At 64.2% G+C, this 18,764-nt stretch carries 16 protein-coding genes and 1 pseudogene; 7 read left to right on the plus strand and 10 right to left on the minus strand.

Features of this window, described 5'->3' with window-relative positions:
• Positions 1-69: 69 nt before the first annotated feature.
• Positions 70-756 (minus strand): nucleotidyltransferase family protein, encoded by a 687-nt coding sequence (locus QM672_RS14660; RefSeq protein WP_415083371.1) that lies wholly within the window; start codon positions 754-756, stop codon positions 70-72.
• A 110-nt stretch (positions 757-866) separates the two neighbouring features.
• On the opposite strand from QM672_RS14660, the gene QM672_RS14665 reads away from it, so the two are divergent.
• Positions 867-1,865 (plus strand): extensin family protein, encoded by a 999-nt coding sequence (locus QM672_RS14665; protein WP_311933625.1) that lies wholly within the window; start codon positions 867-869, stop codon positions 1,863-1,865.
• Positions 1,866-1,872: 7 nt separating this feature from the next.
• On the opposite strand, the gene QM672_RS14670 is transcribed toward QM672_RS14665, so the two are convergent.
• Positions 1,873-2,661 carry a FadR/GntR family transcriptional regulator gene (locus QM672_RS14670; RefSeq protein WP_415083373.1) on the minus strand — a complete coding sequence of 263 codons (789 nt, stop codon included), beginning with the start codon at positions 2,659-2,661 and terminating at the stop codon, positions 1,873-1,875.
• Between the two features lie 256 nt (positions 2,662-2,917).
• Between QM672_RS14670 and QM672_RS14675 the strand changes: the two genes are divergently transcribed.
• Positions 2,918-4,204 carry a hydroxyacid-oxoacid transhydrogenase gene (locus QM672_RS14675; protein WP_415083375.1) on the plus strand — a complete coding sequence of 429 codons (1,287 nt, stop codon included), beginning with the start codon at positions 2,918-2,920 and terminating at the stop codon, positions 4,202-4,204.
• Between the two features lie 34 nt (positions 4,205-4,238).
• Complete coding sequence (attM, locus tag QM672_RS14680; protein ID WP_415083377.1) at positions 4,239-5,030, plus strand: AttM family quorum-quenching N-acyl homoserine lactonase; 792 nt, start codon at positions 4,239-4,241, stop codon at positions 5,028-5,030.
• An 18-nt stretch (positions 5,031-5,048) separates the two neighbouring features.
• Here the strand turns inward: attM and QM672_RS14685 are convergent, their stop codons facing one another.
• The 4 genes from QM672_RS14685 to QM672_RS14700 form a co-directional block, all read right to left on the minus strand.
• Positions 5,049-5,879, minus strand: a complete 831-nt coding sequence (locus QM672_RS14685; protein ID WP_415083464.1) for an ABC transporter permease — start codon at positions 5,877-5,879, stop codon at positions 5,049-5,051.
• Positions 5,880-5,882: 3 nt separating this feature from the next.
• Positions 5,883-7,109 (minus strand): ABC transporter permease, encoded by a 1,227-nt coding sequence (locus QM672_RS14690; RefSeq protein ID WP_415083379.1) that lies wholly within the window; start codon positions 7,107-7,109, stop codon positions 5,883-5,885.
• A 165-nt stretch (positions 7,110-7,274) separates the two neighbouring features.
• Positions 7,275-8,324 carry an ABC transporter substrate-binding protein gene (locus QM672_RS14695; RefSeq protein WP_415083381.1) on the minus strand — a complete coding sequence of 350 codons (1,050 nt, stop codon included), beginning with the start codon at positions 8,322-8,324 and terminating at the stop codon, positions 7,275-7,277.
• A 118-nt stretch (positions 8,325-8,442) separates the two neighbouring features.
• Positions 8,443-9,567, minus strand: coding sequence for an ABC transporter ATP-binding protein (locus QM672_RS14700; protein WP_415083383.1), 1,125 nt, complete (start codon positions 9,565-9,567; stop codon positions 8,443-8,445).
• Positions 9,568-9,870: 303 nt separating this feature from the next.
• Here QM672_RS14700 and QM672_RS14705 point away from each other — a divergent pair, with 303 nt between their 5' ends.
• The 3 genes from QM672_RS14705 to QM672_RS14715 are packed head-to-tail and all read left to right on the plus strand — an operon-like array spanning position 9,871 to position 12,207.
• Complete coding sequence (locus QM672_RS14705) at positions 9,871-11,256, plus strand: PLP-dependent aminotransferase family protein (RefSeq protein WP_415083385.1); 1,386 nt, start codon at positions 9,871-9,873, stop codon at positions 11,254-11,256.
• Positions 11,257-11,305: 49 nt separating this feature from the next.
• Positions 11,306-11,569 (plus strand): hypothetical protein, encoded by a 264-nt coding sequence (locus tag QM672_RS14710; RefSeq protein ID WP_367624176.1) that lies wholly within the window; start codon positions 11,306-11,308, stop codon positions 11,567-11,569.
• Complete coding sequence (locus QM672_RS14715; RefSeq protein WP_415083388.1) at positions 11,566-12,207, plus strand: hypothetical protein; 642 nt, start codon at positions 11,566-11,568, stop codon at positions 12,205-12,207. Before QM672_RS14710 ends, QM672_RS14715 begins: the two co-directional genes overlap by 4 nt.
• Here the strand turns inward: QM672_RS14715 and QM672_RS14720 are convergent.
• On the minus strand, positions 12,192-13,637 hold the full coding sequence (locus QM672_RS14720) for an aldehyde dehydrogenase family protein (protein WP_149254160.1): 1,446 nt from the start codon (positions 13,635-13,637) through the stop codon (positions 12,192-12,194). The two genes, QM672_RS14715 and QM672_RS14720, sit on opposite strands and share 16 nt — an antisense overlap.
• Before the next feature lie 103 nt (positions 13,638-13,740).
• Entirely contained in the window at positions 13,741-15,015 is a 1,275-nt protein-coding gene (locus QM672_RS14725) for an MFS transporter (RefSeq protein ID WP_415083390.1), read from the minus strand.
• 79 nt (positions 15,016-15,094) lie between these two features.
• Between QM672_RS14725 and QM672_RS14730 the strand changes: the two genes are divergently transcribed.
• Positions 15,095-15,691 carry a TetR/AcrR family transcriptional regulator gene (locus QM672_RS14730; protein ID WP_311933641.1) on the plus strand — a complete coding sequence of 199 codons (597 nt, stop codon included), beginning with the start codon at positions 15,095-15,097 and terminating at the stop codon, positions 15,689-15,691.
• A 67-nt stretch (positions 15,692-15,758) separates the two neighbouring features.
• On the opposite strand, the gene QM672_RS14735 is transcribed toward QM672_RS14730, so the two are convergent.
• Positions 15,759-18,023 carry a tetratricopeptide repeat protein gene (locus tag QM672_RS14735; protein WP_415083466.1) on the minus strand — a complete coding sequence of 755 codons (2,265 nt, stop codon included), beginning with the start codon at positions 18,021-18,023 and terminating at the stop codon, positions 15,759-15,761.
• 102 nt (positions 18,024-18,125) lie between these two features.
• Positions 18,126-18,653 (minus strand): annotated as a pseudogene (locus tag QM672_RS14740) (tetratricopeptide repeat protein); the annotation flags it as partial.
• Positions 18,654-18,764 lie beyond the last annotated feature (111 nt).

Raw genomic sequence — 18,764 nt, forward strand, 5'->3', positions numbered from 1 at the left:
CATCCCACGCATGCAACTAGTCCGACGAATTCCACGCGATACGGAGCGCTCTAGGTATTAAAGTACGTGCTAGAGACGTTCCGAGATTGCAAAAAAGCTCCGAAAATCTTCCGGCGTGTCCAAGCTGGAATCATAGACAGGATTGCGTGTAGGAAAAGCCGCGATTTGGTCGGGATAATCGGCAATCAGACTTTCGCTCAAAAGATCAACGCCCTCCACGTCAAAATCCGGCGGTATCATCACGGGGTAGCCTCTTCGCTCGCCGCGCACCGGAACCAGTGCCTTGCACCGGTCACTGGCGTTGTATTGCTTGATCAAACCGGCGATTTCACGCTCCGTCAGTCGCGGCTGATCGCCGACACATAACATGATACCGTCGTACCGCCTCTGGGCCGCGAGCAGGCGCGCGCGCTCAAAAGCCCGCCGGATTGCGGTCGCCGCGCCATCGGACGGAGGCGAAGCCACGAATTCGACCGGTGTACGGACGAGCGCCTCCTCGATGCGTTCCTGCTGGTGGCCGGTCACCACAATGACGTCGGCGATGACGCCGCGGATAGTCTCGACGACATGGCGGATCATCGGGCGGGCAGAAATATCGAGCAACAGCTTGTTGCAGCCCATGCGCCGCCCTTCGCCGCCGGCGAGGACGATCGCGATGTAATTCGCCAAAGGCCGATCATCGTCCGTGGGCATGGATGACACTTTTCTCTTTGGAAAAGGCAAAGCGGCATACACGCTTTTGGCCTGATTGGCCATCGTGGAAGCGACCCTCGTGGATGAAATTGATCACGTCCGCGCGGTTAACGCTTCTTTTTGAAAATGGCCGGTAAACTCCGGGTATGTTGCGTCGCGTTGCGTGTTCTCTCGTGCTGGGTACGGTTCTGGGTAGCCTGGCTGGTTGCGGGTCGTTCTTCAATCTCGAAGAGCGAGAACCCTGGCGTGCCCAAGCCGAATCCCAGTGCCTTGCTTCCGGCGAGGTCCGGGAAACCGCCGGCATTCGCATCGCCCAGGCGATCGAAGGACCTGGCGTCTGCGGTGTCGACCACCCCTTCCGCGTCACCGCCCTCAATACCACCGGAGCACCTGCCGCGCCCGTCTATGCGGCGCTGCGGCCCCGCGCACCGGCAACCGTGGCCCCTCAGCCGAATGAGGCACCTCAGCCGCAATATGCTCCGCAACCATCGGGCGCACCGGATGGCTTGCTGCCGCCTGCAGCGGTCGGCGACCAGACCGGAGCGATCGGTGATGGCGACGCTTCGGCTCCGATGTCCTACCGGGCTGCTCCATCCCCCGGTCCGGTTCGTATCGCCGACGGTGGCCCCTTCTCGGTCTCGATGGATCGCAGCCTGGTGCTGTCCTGCTCGATGATCCCCGCCATCACACGCTGGCTGGTTCAGGACGTGCAGCCGGCGGCGATGGCCAATTTCGGATCCCCGATCGTGGAGATGACGACGTTCGGCAGCTATTCCTGCCGCCGGCGCAACAATGGCCATTTCGGCCGCATGTCCGAACACGCTTTCGCCAATGCCGTCGACGTCAAGGGCTTCAAGCTGGCCGACGGCCGCGAGACGCGCATCCTGACCGGCTGGCGTGGTTCGGCCCAGGAGCGCGGCTTCTGGCGCGATATCGCCTTTGGCGCCTGCGCCAAGTTCACCACCGTGCTCGGCCCCGGCGCGCCGCTGCACGACAACCATCTGCATCTCGATCTCGCCCGCCACGGCGTACGCAGCAAGAGCATCTGCCGCCCGCGCCCTCCCGCCGGCTGGGTCGCCGCCGCGCAGCGTGGTGCCGGCGGGGCACCGCCGCCGTCCGAGGACTATACGGGCTCGATCCAGGACGTTCCGGCCGGCGGCTATGACGAATGACGGCGCCCTAAGCCAGGAGCGCCGCCTCTTCCTGCCCGATCACTCCCAGCCGCGTCGCCGCCCGCAAAAGATGGCGGCGCATGGCGCTGCGCGCATTCGCAGCCGAACGCGCCTCGATGGCACGGCAGATGTCGCCATGTTCCTCGATGACGCTGTCGACATGAGCCGGCCCCTTCTGCGTCAGGGTGTTGCTGCGGGCAACCGTCACGCTCTGATGCAGCAGCAGGGATAGATAGCGCTGGAAATCGGCGACCTTGCCATTGCCGCTTGCCGCCGCGACTGCGCGATGAAACTCGATATCGGCACCGACGCCGAGATCCTCGCCAAGCTTGGTGCGATCCATTTCCTGCAGCCAGTGCCGGAGCGTGGCGAGATCGTCTTGCGAACGGCGGACTGCGGCGAGACCGGCACCTTCCACTTCGAGGCACAGGCGCAATTCGAAGATCTCGCGCAGGGCAATGCCGCTGCCGACTTCGGCATCGCGGATACGGAAGGAGCGCTGCAGCGGGGCGGCGCTGACAAAAACCCCGGCGCCCTGGCGGCTGACCACGATGCCATCGGCCTTCAACCGGGATACCGCCTCGCGGATCACCGTGCGGCTGACGCCGAAGCTGGCGGCCAGTTCGGGCTCGGTCGGCAGGCGGGCACCCGCTTCATAGTGCCCCTTCTCGATATCCTCCTGCAGCGCGGCAACCACCCGATCGGCCAGAGGCAAGGGCCTGCCGATCCGCCTGTCCTCATCGCCGATAGGCCCCGCAGCTTCCGGGACCGGGCGCATTCGCTCTTTGAGGGCCAAATACGCCTCCTCCTGGATTCTCGAGCGGACCATTGCCGAGATTGGAAATGTTACGCGGACCGACAATCCGTTTCAAAACATCGCGAGACTAAATTCATCATATGACCATGTCACTATGTGATATTGACATGTTTCTACCATTGTGGAAGCCTCCCATCAACTTCGCAAGTCAGGACATACGACCCGATCACGGACTGGCCGCGCGGCTCCCTCGCCCGGCTCGGCAGAATGGTCGCCGGCGCAGGAGGACATGACGATGGCACCCATCGATCGGGGCGCGAACGAGACCATCTTCACCCTGGAGGCAACGCAGCTCAAATTCGGCAATGGGGCGGTCGAGGAACTCGACTGGGAGCTCAAGCGCCTTGGGCTGCACAAGATATTGCTGGTCGCCGATCCTCGGCTGCGCCGGCTCGGGATTACCGAACGCGTCACCGGCATTATCGCGCGCGCCGGCGTCGGCATCAGCGTCTTCGAGAGCATTCTCGTCGAGCCGACCATCGAATCGCTGGGGGAAGCTGCGGCCTTCGCCGCATCCCAGGATGTCGACGGCTTCGTTGCCCTGGGCGGGGGCTCGACCATCGACACCGCCAAGGTGGCCAACCTGATCCGCAGTCATGGCGGCGCCATCATCGACTATGTCAACGCGCCTGTCGGCGGCGGCCGCAAGCCTCCCTCGCCCCTGCGCCCCCTGATCGCCATCCCGACCACGTCCGGCTCGGGCTCGGAAGCGACCACGGTGGCGGTCCTCGACATTCCCGAACTCAAGATGAAGACCGGCATCTCGCATCGCTACATGCGGCCGACGCTGGCCATCGTCGATCCCGAACTGGCGCGCACCACGCCGGGAGCGGTCACGGCCTCCTGCGGCCTCGACGTCGTCTGCCACGCGGTGGAATCCTTCATCTCCCGCCCCTTCGACGCCAGGCCGCGCCCGGCCACGCCGGATGATCGGCCGCCCTATCAGGGCAGCAATCCGGTGGCCGACATCTGGTCCCTCAAGGCGATCGAGTTCGGCGGGCGCTTCCTCGAGCGCGCCGTCCGCGACGGCAATGACCTGGAAGCGCGCGGAACCATGATGCTCGGCGCCACCATGGCCGGCATCGGCTTCGGCACGGCGGGGGTGCACATCCCGCATGCCTGCGCCTATCCCCTCGCCGGCCTCAAGCACAGCTACAGCGCCCCCGGCTATGAAACGAGCCACAATTTCGTGCCGCATGGCTTTTCGGTGATCGTCACCTCCCCCGCCGTGTTCCGCTTCACCTATGACGCGGCGCCCGACAAGCACATCCAGGCGGCAGAGCTCCTCAATGCCGGGCCGATCGCCAATCCGGGCCCGGACTCGCTGCCGGACACCCTGATCAGGCTGATGAAGGCTGTGGGTGCACCATCGGGCATCGCCGAACTCGGCTATGGCGAGGAAGACATTCCCGCTCTGGTGCAAGGGGCGCTCAAGCAGCAACGCCTCCTGGTCGGCGCACCCAAGGCCATCGATGCCGCCGGGATCGAGGCCGTCATGCGCCAGTCCCTGCGCAACTGGTAGGCATGCCGGACGGAAAAAATACCAGGAGGAAAGCATGGGTGAGATCGAACTGCACATGTTCCAGTGCGGCACGCTGAAGTGCAAGCTGCACAACATCAAGATGAATCAGGGTGCCAACACGGACTACGAGATCCCCGTGCCCTGGTACCTGCTCAAGCACCCCAAGGGGCTGGTGGTGATCGATGGTGGTAATGCCGTCGAGTGCGCCAGCGATCCGCGAGGCTATTGGGGCGGCATCTCGAAGACCTATTGGCCGGTGATGCAGGAGAGCGATGGCTGCGTGCAGAAGCTTGCCGCCATGGGTATTTCGCCTGACGGCGTCACCCATGTCGTGCAGTCGCATCTGCATCTCGACCACACCGGCGCGATCGGCCGCTTCCCCAATGCCGTGCATGTCGTGCAACGCCGCGAATATGAATATGCCTATGCGCCGGACTGGTTCGCCGCCGGCGGCTATATCCGCGCGGATTTCGACCGGCCCGGCCTGAAATGGCAATTCCTGGAGGCCGAGGCCACCGATGGCTACGATCTGTTCGGCGACGGCACGCTCAAGATGATCTTCACGCCCGGCCATGCACCGGGTCACCAGTCCTTCCTGGTCACCCTGCCCAAGAGCGGCGCCATCCTGCTGGCTGTCGATGCCGCCTACACGCTCGACCATTGGAACGAGAGGGCCCTGCCCGGCTTCCTTGCCTCGACGGTCGATACGGTGCGCTCCGTGCAGAAGCTGCGGTCCCTGGCGGCGAAGACGGATGCCAAGGTGGTCACCGGCCACGACCCCGACGCCTGGCCGAGCTTCAAGCAGTCTCCGGGCTTCTACGACTGAGGCTCTCTCCGGTGCAGCTTACGGCGCGACGGCCTCTCCCATCCGTCGCGACCGCCTTGCCAGCAGATTGGCGACCACCAGCAGGATGATCGAGAGCCCCATCATCAGGGTCGCCGCAGCGGTGATAGCGGGGCTCAATTGTTCGCGCAGGCCCGTGAACATTTCGAGCGGCAGCGTGCGCTGGCTGGCGCTGGCGAGGAACTGCACCACCACCACCTCGTCGAAGGAGGTCACGAAGGCGAAGGCCGCACCGGACAGCACGCCGGGCAGGATCAGCGGCAGCATCACGCGGAAGAAGCCGGTCAGAGGCCTGGCACCAAGGATGGCGGTCGCCCGCATGAGGTTGCGGTCGAAGCCGGACAGGCTCGCCCCCACCGTGACCACGACGAAGGGGCTCGCCAGCACCGTGTGGGCCAGGATGATGCCGACATAGCTGTTGGCGAGGCCCATCCGCGCATAGAAGAGATAGGTGCCGACCGCGGTCACCACCACCGGCACGATCAGGGGCGAGATGAGCAGCGGTACGATCAGGCGCCGGGCCGGAAAACGTGGATCGGAGAGGCCGATCGCCGTCAATGTCCCCAGCACGGTGGCCAGGATGGTGGCCCCGATGCCGATGAGCAGGCTGTTGCCGATAGCCGCGAGCCAGCGCGGCGTGCCCAGCACCACCTCGTACCAGCGCGTGGACACGCCCTGGAGTGGGAAGGTGAAGAAGGACCCCGAGTTGAAGGACAGCGGCACCGGCACGAAGATGGGCACCACCAGGAAGATCAGCACCAGGACGCACCAGGTCCAGAGCAGGCCGACGCGGATCCGTTCACCGAGCGTTGGGTAAGGCGACAGCATGATGGCTCACCCCATTTTGAAGATGTCGAGGCCGAGATAGCGCGTCATGCCGATATAGAGGCCCAGGGTGGAAGCCAGCAGCACGAAGCTCAATGCGGCCGCCATCTCCCAGTTGAGCTCGACATTGACGTAGTTGGCGATGAAGTTGGAAACGAGCTGGTCACTGGCCCCGCCAACCAGCACGGGCGTGATGTAGTAACCCAGGCAGAGGATGAAGGTGAGCAGGCAGCCCGCCAGCACGCCGGGCATCACCTGCGGCAGATAGATCCGGCGAAAGACCGTGAAGGGCCTGGCGCCGAGCGACTGGGCCGCCCTGAGCTGCGAAGTCTGGACCGATCGCATCACGCTGTAGATCGGCAGCAGGGTGAAGGGCAGCTGGATATGGATCATGGCCAGAACCAGCCCCGTGCGGCTGTACATCAGCTCCAGCCGCTCCGAAGCCAGGCCGAGCCAGAGCAAGAGATCGTTGAGCAGGCCGAATTTCTGCAGGATCACGGTCCAGGCGGCCGTGCGCACCAGGATCGAGGTCCAGAAGGGCAGCAACACCAGCACCAGGACGATCCCGGCCAGGGCCGGCCGCAGATTGGTCATCCAATAGCCCAGGGGAAAACCGAGAACCAGCGTTCCCAGCGTCACCAATGTCGCGATCAGGAAGGTTCGCCCGATCACGCGCAGGAAGACGGCCTGGTCAGGAGGCACCATGCCGATGCTGCCCTGGTCGGTCCAACGCAGGTCGAAGGCGGACAGCAGATAAAAGGTGGTGAAACCGCTGAGGCCGCCCCTGATAGCAGCCCAGCCGCGCTCCTGGCCGAGAAGCGGCGCCGCCTTGATCATGGCGGCCTTGTCCAGCGTCTGGCCGGAAGCCGTACTGCGCCCCAGCCTCAGGATCTGGCTGCGCGCACCCGGCAGGCGCGTGTTCAAGCTCTTGGCGAATTCGTTGATGGAGCCGGCCCCGGCCGCATCCTTCAGGTCGGCGCCCAGGGCCTGAAAGGTCTCCTCGCCCGGCACGCCCGCATCATCCTTTGCCAAGGCGGCAGCCGCCCGCGGCAGGGTTTTGGCGATCGTCGGCTCATAGATAGCCCGCGACAACAGGGACAGGATCGGTGCGCCGAAACTGAAGATGAGCAGCAGAAGCAGCGGCGCCGCGAGCGCGAGCGGCCGCAGGCCTTCGCGATCAACCTTTCGCCGGGCCTTCGGCACAATGCCGCTCGTCGGTATTGCGGTGGATGACATAGCGGTCCCCGTCTCATACCAAGGCGCCGCCCTTGTCATGCCCGAGGCTTGACCCGGGGCATCCAGAATCCCGTACACATCGACGGGAGGCGAGCTGGATTGCCGGGCCGAGCCCGGCAATGACAAAGGTTGCACCGATTATGGTGTCGTCGCGCGAAACGTCTCCTACTGCGCCAGCCAGGCGTTGAAGCGCTTCACCAGGTCTTCGCCGTGATCGCCCCAGAACTCGACATTGGCTACCAGATGCCGCTGCATGTTCTCGGGCGCGGTGGGAAGCTTGGGCAGGACTTCCTTGGGAATGAAGGGTGTCGCATCCTTGATCACCGGGCCGTAGGGAATGAAGCGGCCGAGCTGCGCACTGACCTCGGGCTGGGCCACATAGTTGAGATATTGATAGGCCAGGTCGAGATTCTTGGCGCCCTTGGGAATGGCTACCATATCGAATTCGACGATCTGGTCGTTCCAGACCAAAGCGAAGGGGCGCTTGTCCTGGTCGATCGCGCTCTGGATGCGGCCGTTCCAGGCCGTGGTCATCACCACTTCCTTGGAGGCGAGCAACTGCGCCGGCTGGGCGCCGGCATCCCACCAGACGATGTCCTTCTTGATGGTATCCAGCTTCTTGAAAGCGCGATCGACGCCTTCCGGAGTGGCAAGCACCTCATAGACCTGGTCGATCGGTACTCCGTCGGCCATCAGCGCCCATTCGAGGTTCTGGGCCGGTGCCTTGCGCATGGCCCGCTTGCCGGGGAATTTCTGGGTATCGAAGATGTCGAGCACCGAAGCGGGAGCCTGCTTGAGCACGCTGGAGTCATAGGCGAGCACATCGCCGTAGACATCGATGCCGACGCCGCAATCCAAGGCCGTCCCGGGCAGGAAACGCGAACGATCGGCGATCCTGGCGTAATCCAGCCGGATCAGGACGCCGGTATCGCACCCTTGCAGCACGGTCGAGGTCTCGACCGTAACCAGGTCGATCGGGACGTCGCCCGTCTCCACCATGGCTTTGATCTTGCCGAGCTCGCCCGTATATTCCTGCTCGTTGAAGGTGATGCCGGCCTTCTTGGCAAAAGGCTCGAACCAGGCCTGGCGCAGAGCGGCTTGCCAGGCGCCGCCCGTCGCCATGATGGTCAGCTCTCCCGCAGTGGCGGCCTGCACCTGGTGACAGAGCGCTGCTCCAGCCAGCGCGAGTGCGAGCGACAATCTCAGGCGTCTCATGGTTCTCTCCCGGTTATCCAGAGCAAGGCGCTTTCATGGTTGGATATTCTCTCGCCCTAACTCTGCGTTTCGACGTGTCCTTGCGCCTCTTGGCAGGCTCGTTCGGTCGTAAGGTGCGCTAATGCCCACCACTTATCGCGGTACCCATCGGAAAGGCGCGGCAGTCGCCGGTCGACCAGGCAAGATCGACAGGCTCGCCCATGGCCATGCTGGCTTCGGGCCGAATCTTGACCGTCAGGATCTGCCCATTGGCGAGCCGGGCGAGCAGGCGCTGATGGTCGCCGTGATAGATGCAGCCATCGACCGTGGCGCCGATGCGGTTGTCGTGGCCGTTCACCTCGGCCGCCAGCTTGATCTGCTCGGGCCTGATGGCGAGCTGGACCGGCGCGCCCTGGGGCAGCGGCCCGACCGCCTTGGCGATGACCTTCAGCCCGTCGGGCAACATGACGGCGCATTCGTCGCCATTCACCCGTTCCACCGTGCCGTCGAGAGCGTTGTTCTCGCCGATGAAGCTCGCGACGAAGGCCGTTGCCGGGTCGTTGTAGAGCTGGTCGGGCGAGCCGATCTGAGCGATCTCGCCGCTCTCGAAGATGGCGACGCGATCCGACATGGTCAGGGCCTCGCTCTGATCATGCGTCACATAGACGACGGTCACGCCCAGCATCTCGTGAAGCTGCTTGAGCTCGATCTGCATATGCTCGCGTAGTTTCTTGTCGAGGGCGCCGAGCGGTTCGTCCATCAGCACCAAGGTAGGCTCGTAGACAAGCGCACGCGCCAGGGCGACACGCTGCTGCTGGCCGCCCGAAAGCTGCGTCGGCTTGCGGTCCTTGAACTGGGCAAGCTTGACCATTTCGAGGGCACGGACCACGCGAGGCCCGATCTCGCTCTTGGGGATCTTGCGCACCGACAGCGGGAAGGCGACGTTGTCGGCCACGCTCATATGCGGAAAGAGCGCATAATTCTGGAAGACCATGCCGATATTGCGCTCATAGGGCGGCATCCGCTCGACCGGCTGCCCGTCCAGGCGGATCATGCCCTCACTGGGCCGCTCAAATCCGGCAAGCATGTTGAGGGTGGTGGTCTTGCCGGATCCGGAGGGCCCGAGGAAGGTCAGGAACTCGCCGCGGCGAATATCGAGATTGAGCCGCCGCACGGCATGGAAGCTGCCATACATCTTCTCGACGTCGATGAATTCGACGAATTTTGCGCCATCCTTTTTGCCATCGCCTGACTGGGCTGCCATCGCTGTCCCAACCTCCCCTTCGCTGCGCCCGTTAGGGTTGCCCTGTGCCGCCGCCACGGTTCTGCCTGGAGCTTGAGGCGCGTGACCTTGGGTTAGAATTGTGTGACCATACAACTTTTATTTGAGTGACCATATTTGCGAAGCTTGGCTGCGTCAAGGCCCTACAATGGCACAAAATCACCCAATTGTATGGGATACAATTGGCGAAGTCTCTATGATAAACCGCATACAACTCGCATTGTCTGAGCTCATCCGCCATGCTAAGAGGGGCCAAAGGGTGGCCTTTGGGAACGCCGAACGCAGATGCTGGATAATCTGGAGCTGCCGGAAAACGACCGGCCGATCTATCAACGCCTGGCGGATGCCATCGGCGAACGCATCGCCCGTGGCGATCTGACGGAAGGCGAGAAACTGCCGCCCCAGCGCGAAATCGCCAAGGCCCTCGGCCTCAACGTCACCACGGTCACCCGTGCCTTCTCGACCCTGCAGCAGCGCGGCCTGGTAGAAGCCCGCCCGGGTCGCGGCACCCTGGTGGCCCCCCGCGAAACCGACGACCCCGGCTTCAAATCCGCCCCCAGCGACGAGGCCGGCCTGATCGACCTGTCGGTAAACCGGCCGGCCACCTCCGCCTATCTCGAAGCCCTGTCGGCGCTGCTGCCTCGCTTGTCCAGGGATCGTCGCTTCCCGGCCCTGCAGGACTATCATCCCCCAGAAGGGCCGCTATGGGCCCGGACCGCCGTGGCAGGCTGGCTACAGGACGTTGCGGGCGATGGCGACGCCAGCCGCGTGGTGCTGACCGACGGGGCTCAGCACGGCCTGGCCTGCGTGTTGCGGGCCCTGACCCAGCCAGGCGACGTCATCCTGGTCGACCAGATCACCTATCAGGGCATCAGCGCCCTGTGCCGCTCGCACGGTCTCGACCTGCGCGGCCTTCCTTCCGATCGCGACGGCATGCGCCCGGATGCCTTCGAGGACGCCTGCCAGACCTGGCGCCCCCGCGCGGTCTTCCTGGTACCGAGCCTGCATAATCCGACGACGGTGACCCTCAGCGAGGGCCGCCGCCGAGCATTGGCCACGATCGCCAGACGACACAATGTGTTGATCATCGAGGACGATGTCTATCGCCCGCTGCTCGAAACGTCCCTCCCCTCCTTCGCCACGCTGGAACCTGAACTCACGGTCTATGTCGGTGGCCTCTCGAAATGCGTCGCACCGGGCCTTCGTTTCGGCTTCGTGGTGGCCCCGCGCGCCGTGCTCGGCAATGTCGCGGCAGCGTTGAGGATCGACTGCTGGAGCGTCAGTCCGCTGATTCCGCTGATCGCGACCAGCCTTCTGGAGGAAGGAACGGCGGCTCGCATCATCGAGCGGCAGCGCGAGGAACTTCGCGAGCGCCAGGCAATCCTCGCTGAAGCGCTCGCCGCTTTCGACATCCAGACCCACGAAGCCTCGCCCCACGCCTGGCTGCACCTGCCCGAGCCCTGGCGCGGCGCCAGTTTCGCCAGGGCCTGCCGCCAGCGCGGCGTCGGCGTGCTGCCCGCCGATGCCTTCGCAATCGGGCGGGAAACCCTGGCCCACGCCGTCCGCATCAATGTGGGGGCCGCACCCTCGCGCGGCGAATTGCGACAGGCGCTCGGCATCATCGCCAACCTTCTCAATGCCGGCAATTTCGAGCTTTCGGGTGCGATTTGAGGCATAAGTTCCGGGCATATGGACGTCCGAGTCCAGCGGAGAGTCCAGCTTGACCACCACCCGGCAGCGTCTCGTCGACCATCTCCATGGCATCGCCGGCTATAACGACAAGGGTTATCTGTGGAGCCGGCATACGCCCGCCGAGGTGCAGGCCAGTCAGGACGAGGCGCAGGCCGTCATTCTCAGGCTGATCGACGAGATCGGCGCGACAGCCTTCAGCCGGGACCTGCTCGCCGAGCTTCAATCTGGTGCCGGAGCCCGTGACGATTCTGGCAATCTGGCCGAATGGACGCGCCGGGAGTTGCTGCGATGAACCCTGGTGATAATCCCGCCAGACCGGCGGCCATCCCCGAGCCGGCTTTCGCCGATTTGCTCACGGCCTATCGGGATCCGCACCGGCATTATCACGATATCGGCCATATCGAGGCCATGCTGGCGGAGCTGCAGGACTGTCGCCCCCTCCTCCATGATGCCGAAGCCGTCGAACTCGCGATCTGGTTCCACGATGCCATCTACGATGCCGCGGCGCCCGACAATGAGGAGCGCAGCGCCGATCTTGCCCGGCAGGTTCTCGGCAGGCGGCTCGGGCAGGGCAGACTGGAACGGGTGGCGACGCTGATCCTGGCCACCCGAAAACATGAGCTTGCAGGCGATGTCGGCCCGCAGGAACGGGCGGACATGGCCTATTTCCTCGATCTCGACCTGCAGATCCTCGGCGCTGAGGCGGCGCGCTTCGATGCCTATGAAGCGGCGGTGCGCCGCGAATATGCGCATGTGCCCGAGACGGCCTGGCGCATCGGGCGGGCTGCCGTGCTGCAGCGCTTCATGGCCCGCCCAAGGCTCTATTTCAGCGACCTTTTCGCCGAACGGCTGGAGGAAAGAGCGCGCGCCAATCTCGCGCGCTCCCTCGCAAAGTTGACGGAAGGCGAGCCGCCTCAGGCCAGCGTGTAGCTGGTCTTCACCGTGGTGTAGAACTCGGCGGCGTAGCGGCCCTGCTCGCGCGGGCCGTAGCTCGAGCCCTTCCGCCCGCCGAACGGCACGTGATAGTCGACGCCCGCCGTCGGCAGATTGACCATCACCATGCCGGCCTGGACATTGCGCTTGAAATGCGTGGCGTATTTCAGGCTGGTGGTGGCGATGCCGGCGGAGAGGCCGAATTCGGTGTCGTTGGCGGCGGCCAGCGCCTCGTCATAATCCTTGACGCGTACCACGGCGGCGACCGGCCCGAAGATTTCCTCGCGGGCGATGCGCATGTCGTTGCTGGCGCCGGTGAACAAGGCCGGCGTCAGATAGAAGCCGGGCGCCTCGCGCTTCACCAGATCGCCGCCAAAGGCGAGCTTGGCGCCCTCGTCCTTGCCGATCTTGATGTAGTTCAGGTCCTGGTCGAGCTGGCTCTGATCGACCACCGGGCCGATATGGGTGCCGGCCTTCATGGCATCGTCGACGGTAACCCCCTTGAGACGCTCGACGAGCGCGGCAACGAAGGCATCATGGATGCCATCGGTGACGATCAGGCGCGAGGAGGCCGTGCAACGCTGGCCGGTGGAGAAGAAGGCGCCGTTGACGGCGGCTTCCACCGCCACCTTGACGTCGGCATCGTCGAGCACGACGAAGGGGTTCTTGCCGCCCATTTCGAGCTGTACCTTCTTCATCGGCGAAGAGGCGACGCAGGTCGCGGCGATCTTGCGGCCGGTACCGACCGAGCCGGTGAAGGAGATGGCATCGACGTCGGGCGAGGACAGCAGTGCCTCGCCGACCACCGAGCCGCGGCCCATCACCAGGTTGAACACGCCAGCCGGCAGGCCGGAGCGGGCGATGATCTCGCCAAGGGCATGCGCAGTGGCCGGCACGAGGTCGGCCGGCTTCAGCACCACGGTGTTGCCGTAGCAGAGCGCGGGGGCAATCTTCCAGGCCGGAATGGCCGCAGGGAAGTTCCAGGGCGTGATCAGGCCGACCACGCCGATGCCTTCGCGCGTCACCTCGACGCCGACGCCGGGACGGACCGAGCCGATGATCTCGCCGGCCAGGCGCAAGGCTTCACCGGCAAAGAAGCCGAAGATCTGGCCGGCCCGCGCCACCTCGCCGATACCTTCGGGCAGGGTCTTGCCTTCCTCGCGCGACAGGATGGCGCCGAGCTCCTCCTTGCGTGCCAGGATCTCGTCGCTGATGCGCTTGAGCACGTCGTGGCGTTCCTGCAGGGTCGAGCGGCTCCAGCCGGGGAACGCAGCCTTGGCGGCAGCAATGGCCTTTTCGGCTTCGGCCTTGGTCGCCCGGGGGAAGTGCCCGACGATCTCGGCGGTGTTAGAGGGATTCACGTCCGGCGCGAGATCGGACGAGGCGACCCATTCGCCGGCGATGAAGTTACGGGCATGCAGTGTCATCGGGAAGATCCTAGAGGTAACAAAACTGGCCGGACATTAGTCTAACAAATGCCCGGCGCAAACCGGCAGCTTGACGCGGCCGGCAATTTTCTGGTGGCGCCCATCAGGCAGTTGCAACCGCCGTCACGCGCTGGCGCACGATCAGGAGGGCGATCAGCGCGGCGATGATACCGGTGAGGCCCGAGAAGAGAAAGGCCTCGACATAGCTTCCCTGCAGCACCCGCATATAGCCGGCCAGGGCCGCAGCGCTGGCGGCGCCGATCTGGTGGCCCGCCGCGATCCAGCCGAACACCACGGGAGCGTCGCGATCGCCGAAGGCCTCGTTGGTCAGGCGCACGGTCGGCGGCACGGTGGCAATCCAGTCGAGGCCGTAGAACACGCCGAAAATGGTGAGCGTATAGATGTTGAAGCCGCTGAAGGGCAGATAGATCAGGGCGATGCCGCGCAGGCCGTAATAGATGAAGAGCAGCTTGCGCGGATCGTATCGATCGGTCAGCCAGCCCGAGAAAGTGGTGCCGAAGAGGTCGAAGATGCCCATCATCGCCATCAGGCCGGCGGCCTGCACTTCCGGGATGCCCATGTCGCCGCAGAAGGAAATCAGGTGCATGCCCACCAGGCCGTTGGTGGTGAAGCCGCAGATGAAGAAGGTGGCGAACAGGTACCAGAAGGTGCGCGTGCGGGCTGCCCGCACCAGCGCGCCGAGCGAGGCATCGATGAGGCCGGTCTGGGCCTGTGGCGGCTCGATCGGCGCGGAGGGATCGGCGCCATAGGGGCGCTGGCCGATGTCACTGGGATGGTTGGGCACCAGGAAGAAGGCAAGCGGAATCAGGACAGCACAGGCAATCGCCACGGCCGCGACCACCAATTGCCAGCCGCCGATCTCGGAAAGCTTGGCAAGACCAGGCTGGAAGATCAGCGTGCCCGTTGCCGCGCTGGCCGCCATCAGCCCCATGATCAGGCCGCGATTGGTCTTGAACCAGCGATTGGCGACGGTGGCACCCAGCACCATGGCGACGCAGCCCGACCCGAGCCCGGAGAGCACGCCCCAGGTCGCGATCAACTGCCAGGACTGCGTCATCAGCAGGCTAAGGCCGATCGAGGCGGCCATCAGCGTCAGAGCGATGACCAGCACCCGGCGGATGCCGAACTTGTTCATCAGGGCCGCGGCGAAGGGGCCGACCAGGCCATAGAGCAGGATGCCGATCGACCCCGAAAGCGAGATCGTGTCGATACCCCAGCCGAATGCCTTGTGCAGGGGCTGGAGCAGCAGCCCGGGCGCGGCACGCACACCGGCCGCCACCAGCAGGGAAAGGAAGATGACGGCGACGACGACGAATGCATAATTCTGGCCGAAGGGCCGGCGGCTGACGCGCTGCATCGGAAGACCTGTAGGATGTCGAGATTGACTTGATACGTACCGGTCTGTAACATCGTTGTCGAAAATTGGAAAGAGGCAAATGACCGGATCCGCAAACGCCGCTTCGCCACCGCAGCCACGCGCGGCGGAACGCATCCTCAAGACTGCGCGCGAACTCTTCTACAAGGAGGGAATCCGGGCTGTCGGCGTCGATACCATCGCCTCGGAAGCCGGCGTGACCAAGCCGACGCTCTATCGCTGCTTCAATTCGAAGGATGAACTGGCGGCCGCCTATGTCCGGGTCTACGACGCCGAGTTCTGGGCCCGCTTCGAGGGTGCGGGCGTCGGCTTCGAGAACGACCCGCGCACCCATCTGCGCAACTACCTGGCAGGCCTCGGCGAAAGGGCAACCCTGGCCGGCTACCGCGGTTGTGGGCTGAGCAACGCCGCCGTGGAATATCCGGAGGAGGACAATCCCGCCCGCATGGTCGCCGAGGGCGGCAAGGTGTTGCTGCGCGAACGCCTGGAAGGCATGGCCGAGCGCATGGGCGCCAGGAATCCGGGCTTGCTCGCCGACGGGCTGCTGCTGTTGATCGAAGGCGCTTTCGTCAGCGGCCAGATCTTCCACGAGGGCGGGCCGGCCGGTTCGGTCGCGGTAATCGCCGACATGCTGATCGAGGCAAGCCTGAAGGATTGAGCCGGAGCGCGCGGGACGAAAGGCGCCCAATCGATCGCCGACCTTCCTTGCCGATGCTTCAGAGCTTTCACTGCGCCGGTATTGCTGCCTGCAGTTCAGCCTTGGCCTTGGCATGTCCCTGGTCCGCAGCCTTGCCAAACCAGAACAAAGCCTGCTGCTTGTCGCGGGCAACGCCCAGCCCCCGCGCATATAGGGTGCCGAGCGCATATTGCGCGCTGGCACGCCCCTGATCGGCCGCCTTGCGCAAGAGGTCCGCAGCCATGACGTAATCCTGCGGCACGCCCCAACCATTGGCATAAAGGGTGCCAAGGCCATCCAACCCGGCGGCGTCACCCTGCTCGGCCGCCTTGCCGAGCCAGAAGGCAGCCTGGAAATAGTCCTGCGGCATGCCCTGACCGTTGGCATAGAGGGCGGCGAGATTGACCTGCGCGGTGACATGGCCCTGGACGGCCGCCTTACGGTAGAACGCTGCAGCCGTGGCTTGGTCCTGCACTACGCCCTGACCCTTGGCATAGAGCGCGCCGAGGTCGTTCTGTGCATTGGCGTCGCCCTGATCGGCAGCCTTGCGATAGAGCGCCACGGCCTCGACATAGTCCTGCCTCACCCCCTGCCCGTTGGCACAAAGGCGACCGAGATTGAATTGTGCCTGGGCATTGCCTCGGTCAGCGGCCTTACGGAAGAGAGCCGCGGCCTTGATATAATCTTGCGCCACGCCCCAGCCATTGGCGTAAAGCACGCCTTGGGCGTTCAGAGCGTGGAGATCGCCTTGGTCGGCGGCCTTGCGGAACCAGAGGGCGGCCTCATCCTGGCGTTGTGCGACGCCCTTGCCCTGCAGATAAGCCGTGCCGAGATTGAACTGCGCCTTGGCATTGCCCTGTTCGGCGGCTTTGCGGTAAAGCGCGGTCGCCTGTCCCAGGTCCAGTGTGACACCCCAGCCATTCGCATGGAGCATGCCCAGGCTGTTCTGCGCGTCGGCATCGCCCTGCTCGGCCGCCTTGCCATAAAGGCCACCGGCCAAGACATAATCGCGCGGCACGCCGCGACCGTTCTCATAGAGATCGCCGAGATAGTATTGTGCCCTGGCCAGGCCCTGCGCGGCGGCTTTACGATAGAGCTCCCCGGCTCGGGCATAATCTTGCTTTACCCCCCAGCCATTGGCATGAAGCACGCCCAGGTCCACCAGAGCGTTGAGATCATTCTGATCCGCAGCCTTGCTCAGCCAAAAGGCTGCCTGGGCATAGTCTCGTGCCGTCCCCTGGTCATTGGCGTAGAGAATGCCGAGGTTGTACTGCGCCCTGGCAAAGCCTCGATCAGCGGCCTTGCGATAGAGTTCGGCAGCCTTGGCATGGTCCTGTGACACACCGTACCCGAGGGCATGGAGAGAACCCAGTTCGTTCAACGCCCCCGCATCCCCTTGATCCGCGGCCTTGCGAAACCAGAACGCGGCCTGCCCATAATCCTGGGTGAGACCTAGCCCCTTTTCATAGAGGAAGCCGAGATTGTATTGCGCTCCGGCGTGTCCCCGTTCGGCGATCTTACGGAGAATGTCGGCCGCCCGACCATAGTCCCGCTTGACGCCCTGGCCCTCGACATAGAGGGCAGCGAGGCTGTTCTGGCCATCGGCATCCCCCTGGGCCGCCGCCTTGCCGAGCCAGGCTACCGCCTGCTCGTAATCCCGGGCCACGCCCTGGCCGTTTCGATAGAGCAGACCGAGATTGGTTTGGGCACCAGCATGGCCTTGATCCGCGGCCTTGCGATACCACAAGGCCGCTTGGCCGTAGTCCAGGGGCATGCCCAGTCCCCTGGCATATTGGAGCCCGAGATTGAACTGCGCCTCGACATGGCCCTGCTCGGCCGCCTTGCGGAATAGGGCGGCCGATTGGGTATAATCGCGCGGCCCGCCCAGCCCCTCGGCAAAGAGAACGGCGAGATTGTTCTGCGCCAAGGCATCTCCCTGAACGGCTGCTTTGCGATACAGCTCGATAGCTTGGCCGTAATCCTGGGCGACACCCCGGCCGTCGGCGTAGAGCAGGCCAAGATTGTACTGTCCGCCGGCATGGCCTTGAGCAGCCGCTTTGCGATAAAGGGCGGCAGCTTGCGCAATTTCCTGCAACACGCCCCGACCACTGGCGTAGAGGGAACCTAGGCTGTTCTGCGCAGCGGCATTGCCCTGGTCTGCCGCCTTGCGGAACCAATCGGCGGCTTGGCTGGCACTTTGCGTGACGCCTTTGCCTTGAAGATACATCTGGCCGAGACCGTATTGCGCCTCGGCGTTGCCCCGGTTGGCAGCTCGGCGGAACCAGAAGGCGGCCTGGCCATAATCTTGAGCCAAATCCTGCCGTCCCTCAGCGTAAATGGTGCCGAGGGCAATCTGCGCCTTGACATGCTCCCGCTCGGCCGCGCTGCGGAAAAGGGCTACTGCCTGGGCATTGTTTTGTACCACGCCCTGGCCGCGTTCATAGAGGATGCCGAGATTATACTGAGCCTCGCTATCCCCCCGCGCCAGTGCCTTGCGAAACAATATGACGGCCTGACCGAAATCCTGCGGCATGCCCCAGCCTTTGGCATGGAGAAAGCCGAGAGCATTCTGCGCTCCGGCATGTCCCAGGTCAGCAGCCTTGCGATACCAAAAAGCCGCCTGCCCATAATCCTGGGGCACCCCTTCTCCCTTGAGGTAGAGGGAAGCAAGATTGTATTGCGCGTTGGCATTGCCTTGATCGGCCGCCTTGCGCATCCAGGCGGCGGCCTGAACATCGTCTCGCGCAACGCCCCGACCTTCATGCAGCATCACGGCGATCTTGAGCTGGGCACTCGCATCGCCTGTTTCGGCTTGCGCCTTATAAAGCCTGAAAGCCTCGGCATGATTGCCTTGGGCATAGATATCGTCTGCGATACCAGCTTGGGCCGGATCAAGCAGAGTCCAGAAAAGCAATCCGCAGATCAGAACGCCGATCCTGCGCATGGCCAATCCCCCGAGCAAAATCCCAACGACTTTCGCAGCAATCTTGATAGTTGAAAAATACCCTGCAAGTGTGCCTTGAATTACACTTGTCGGACACGACGGCCCCCGTGG

The sequence above is a fragment of the Labrys sp. (in: a-proteobacteria) genome (genome assembly GCF_047605565.1).
Classification (GTDB): Bacteria; Pseudomonadota; Alphaproteobacteria; order Rhizobiales; family Labraceae; genus Labrys; species Labrys neptuniae.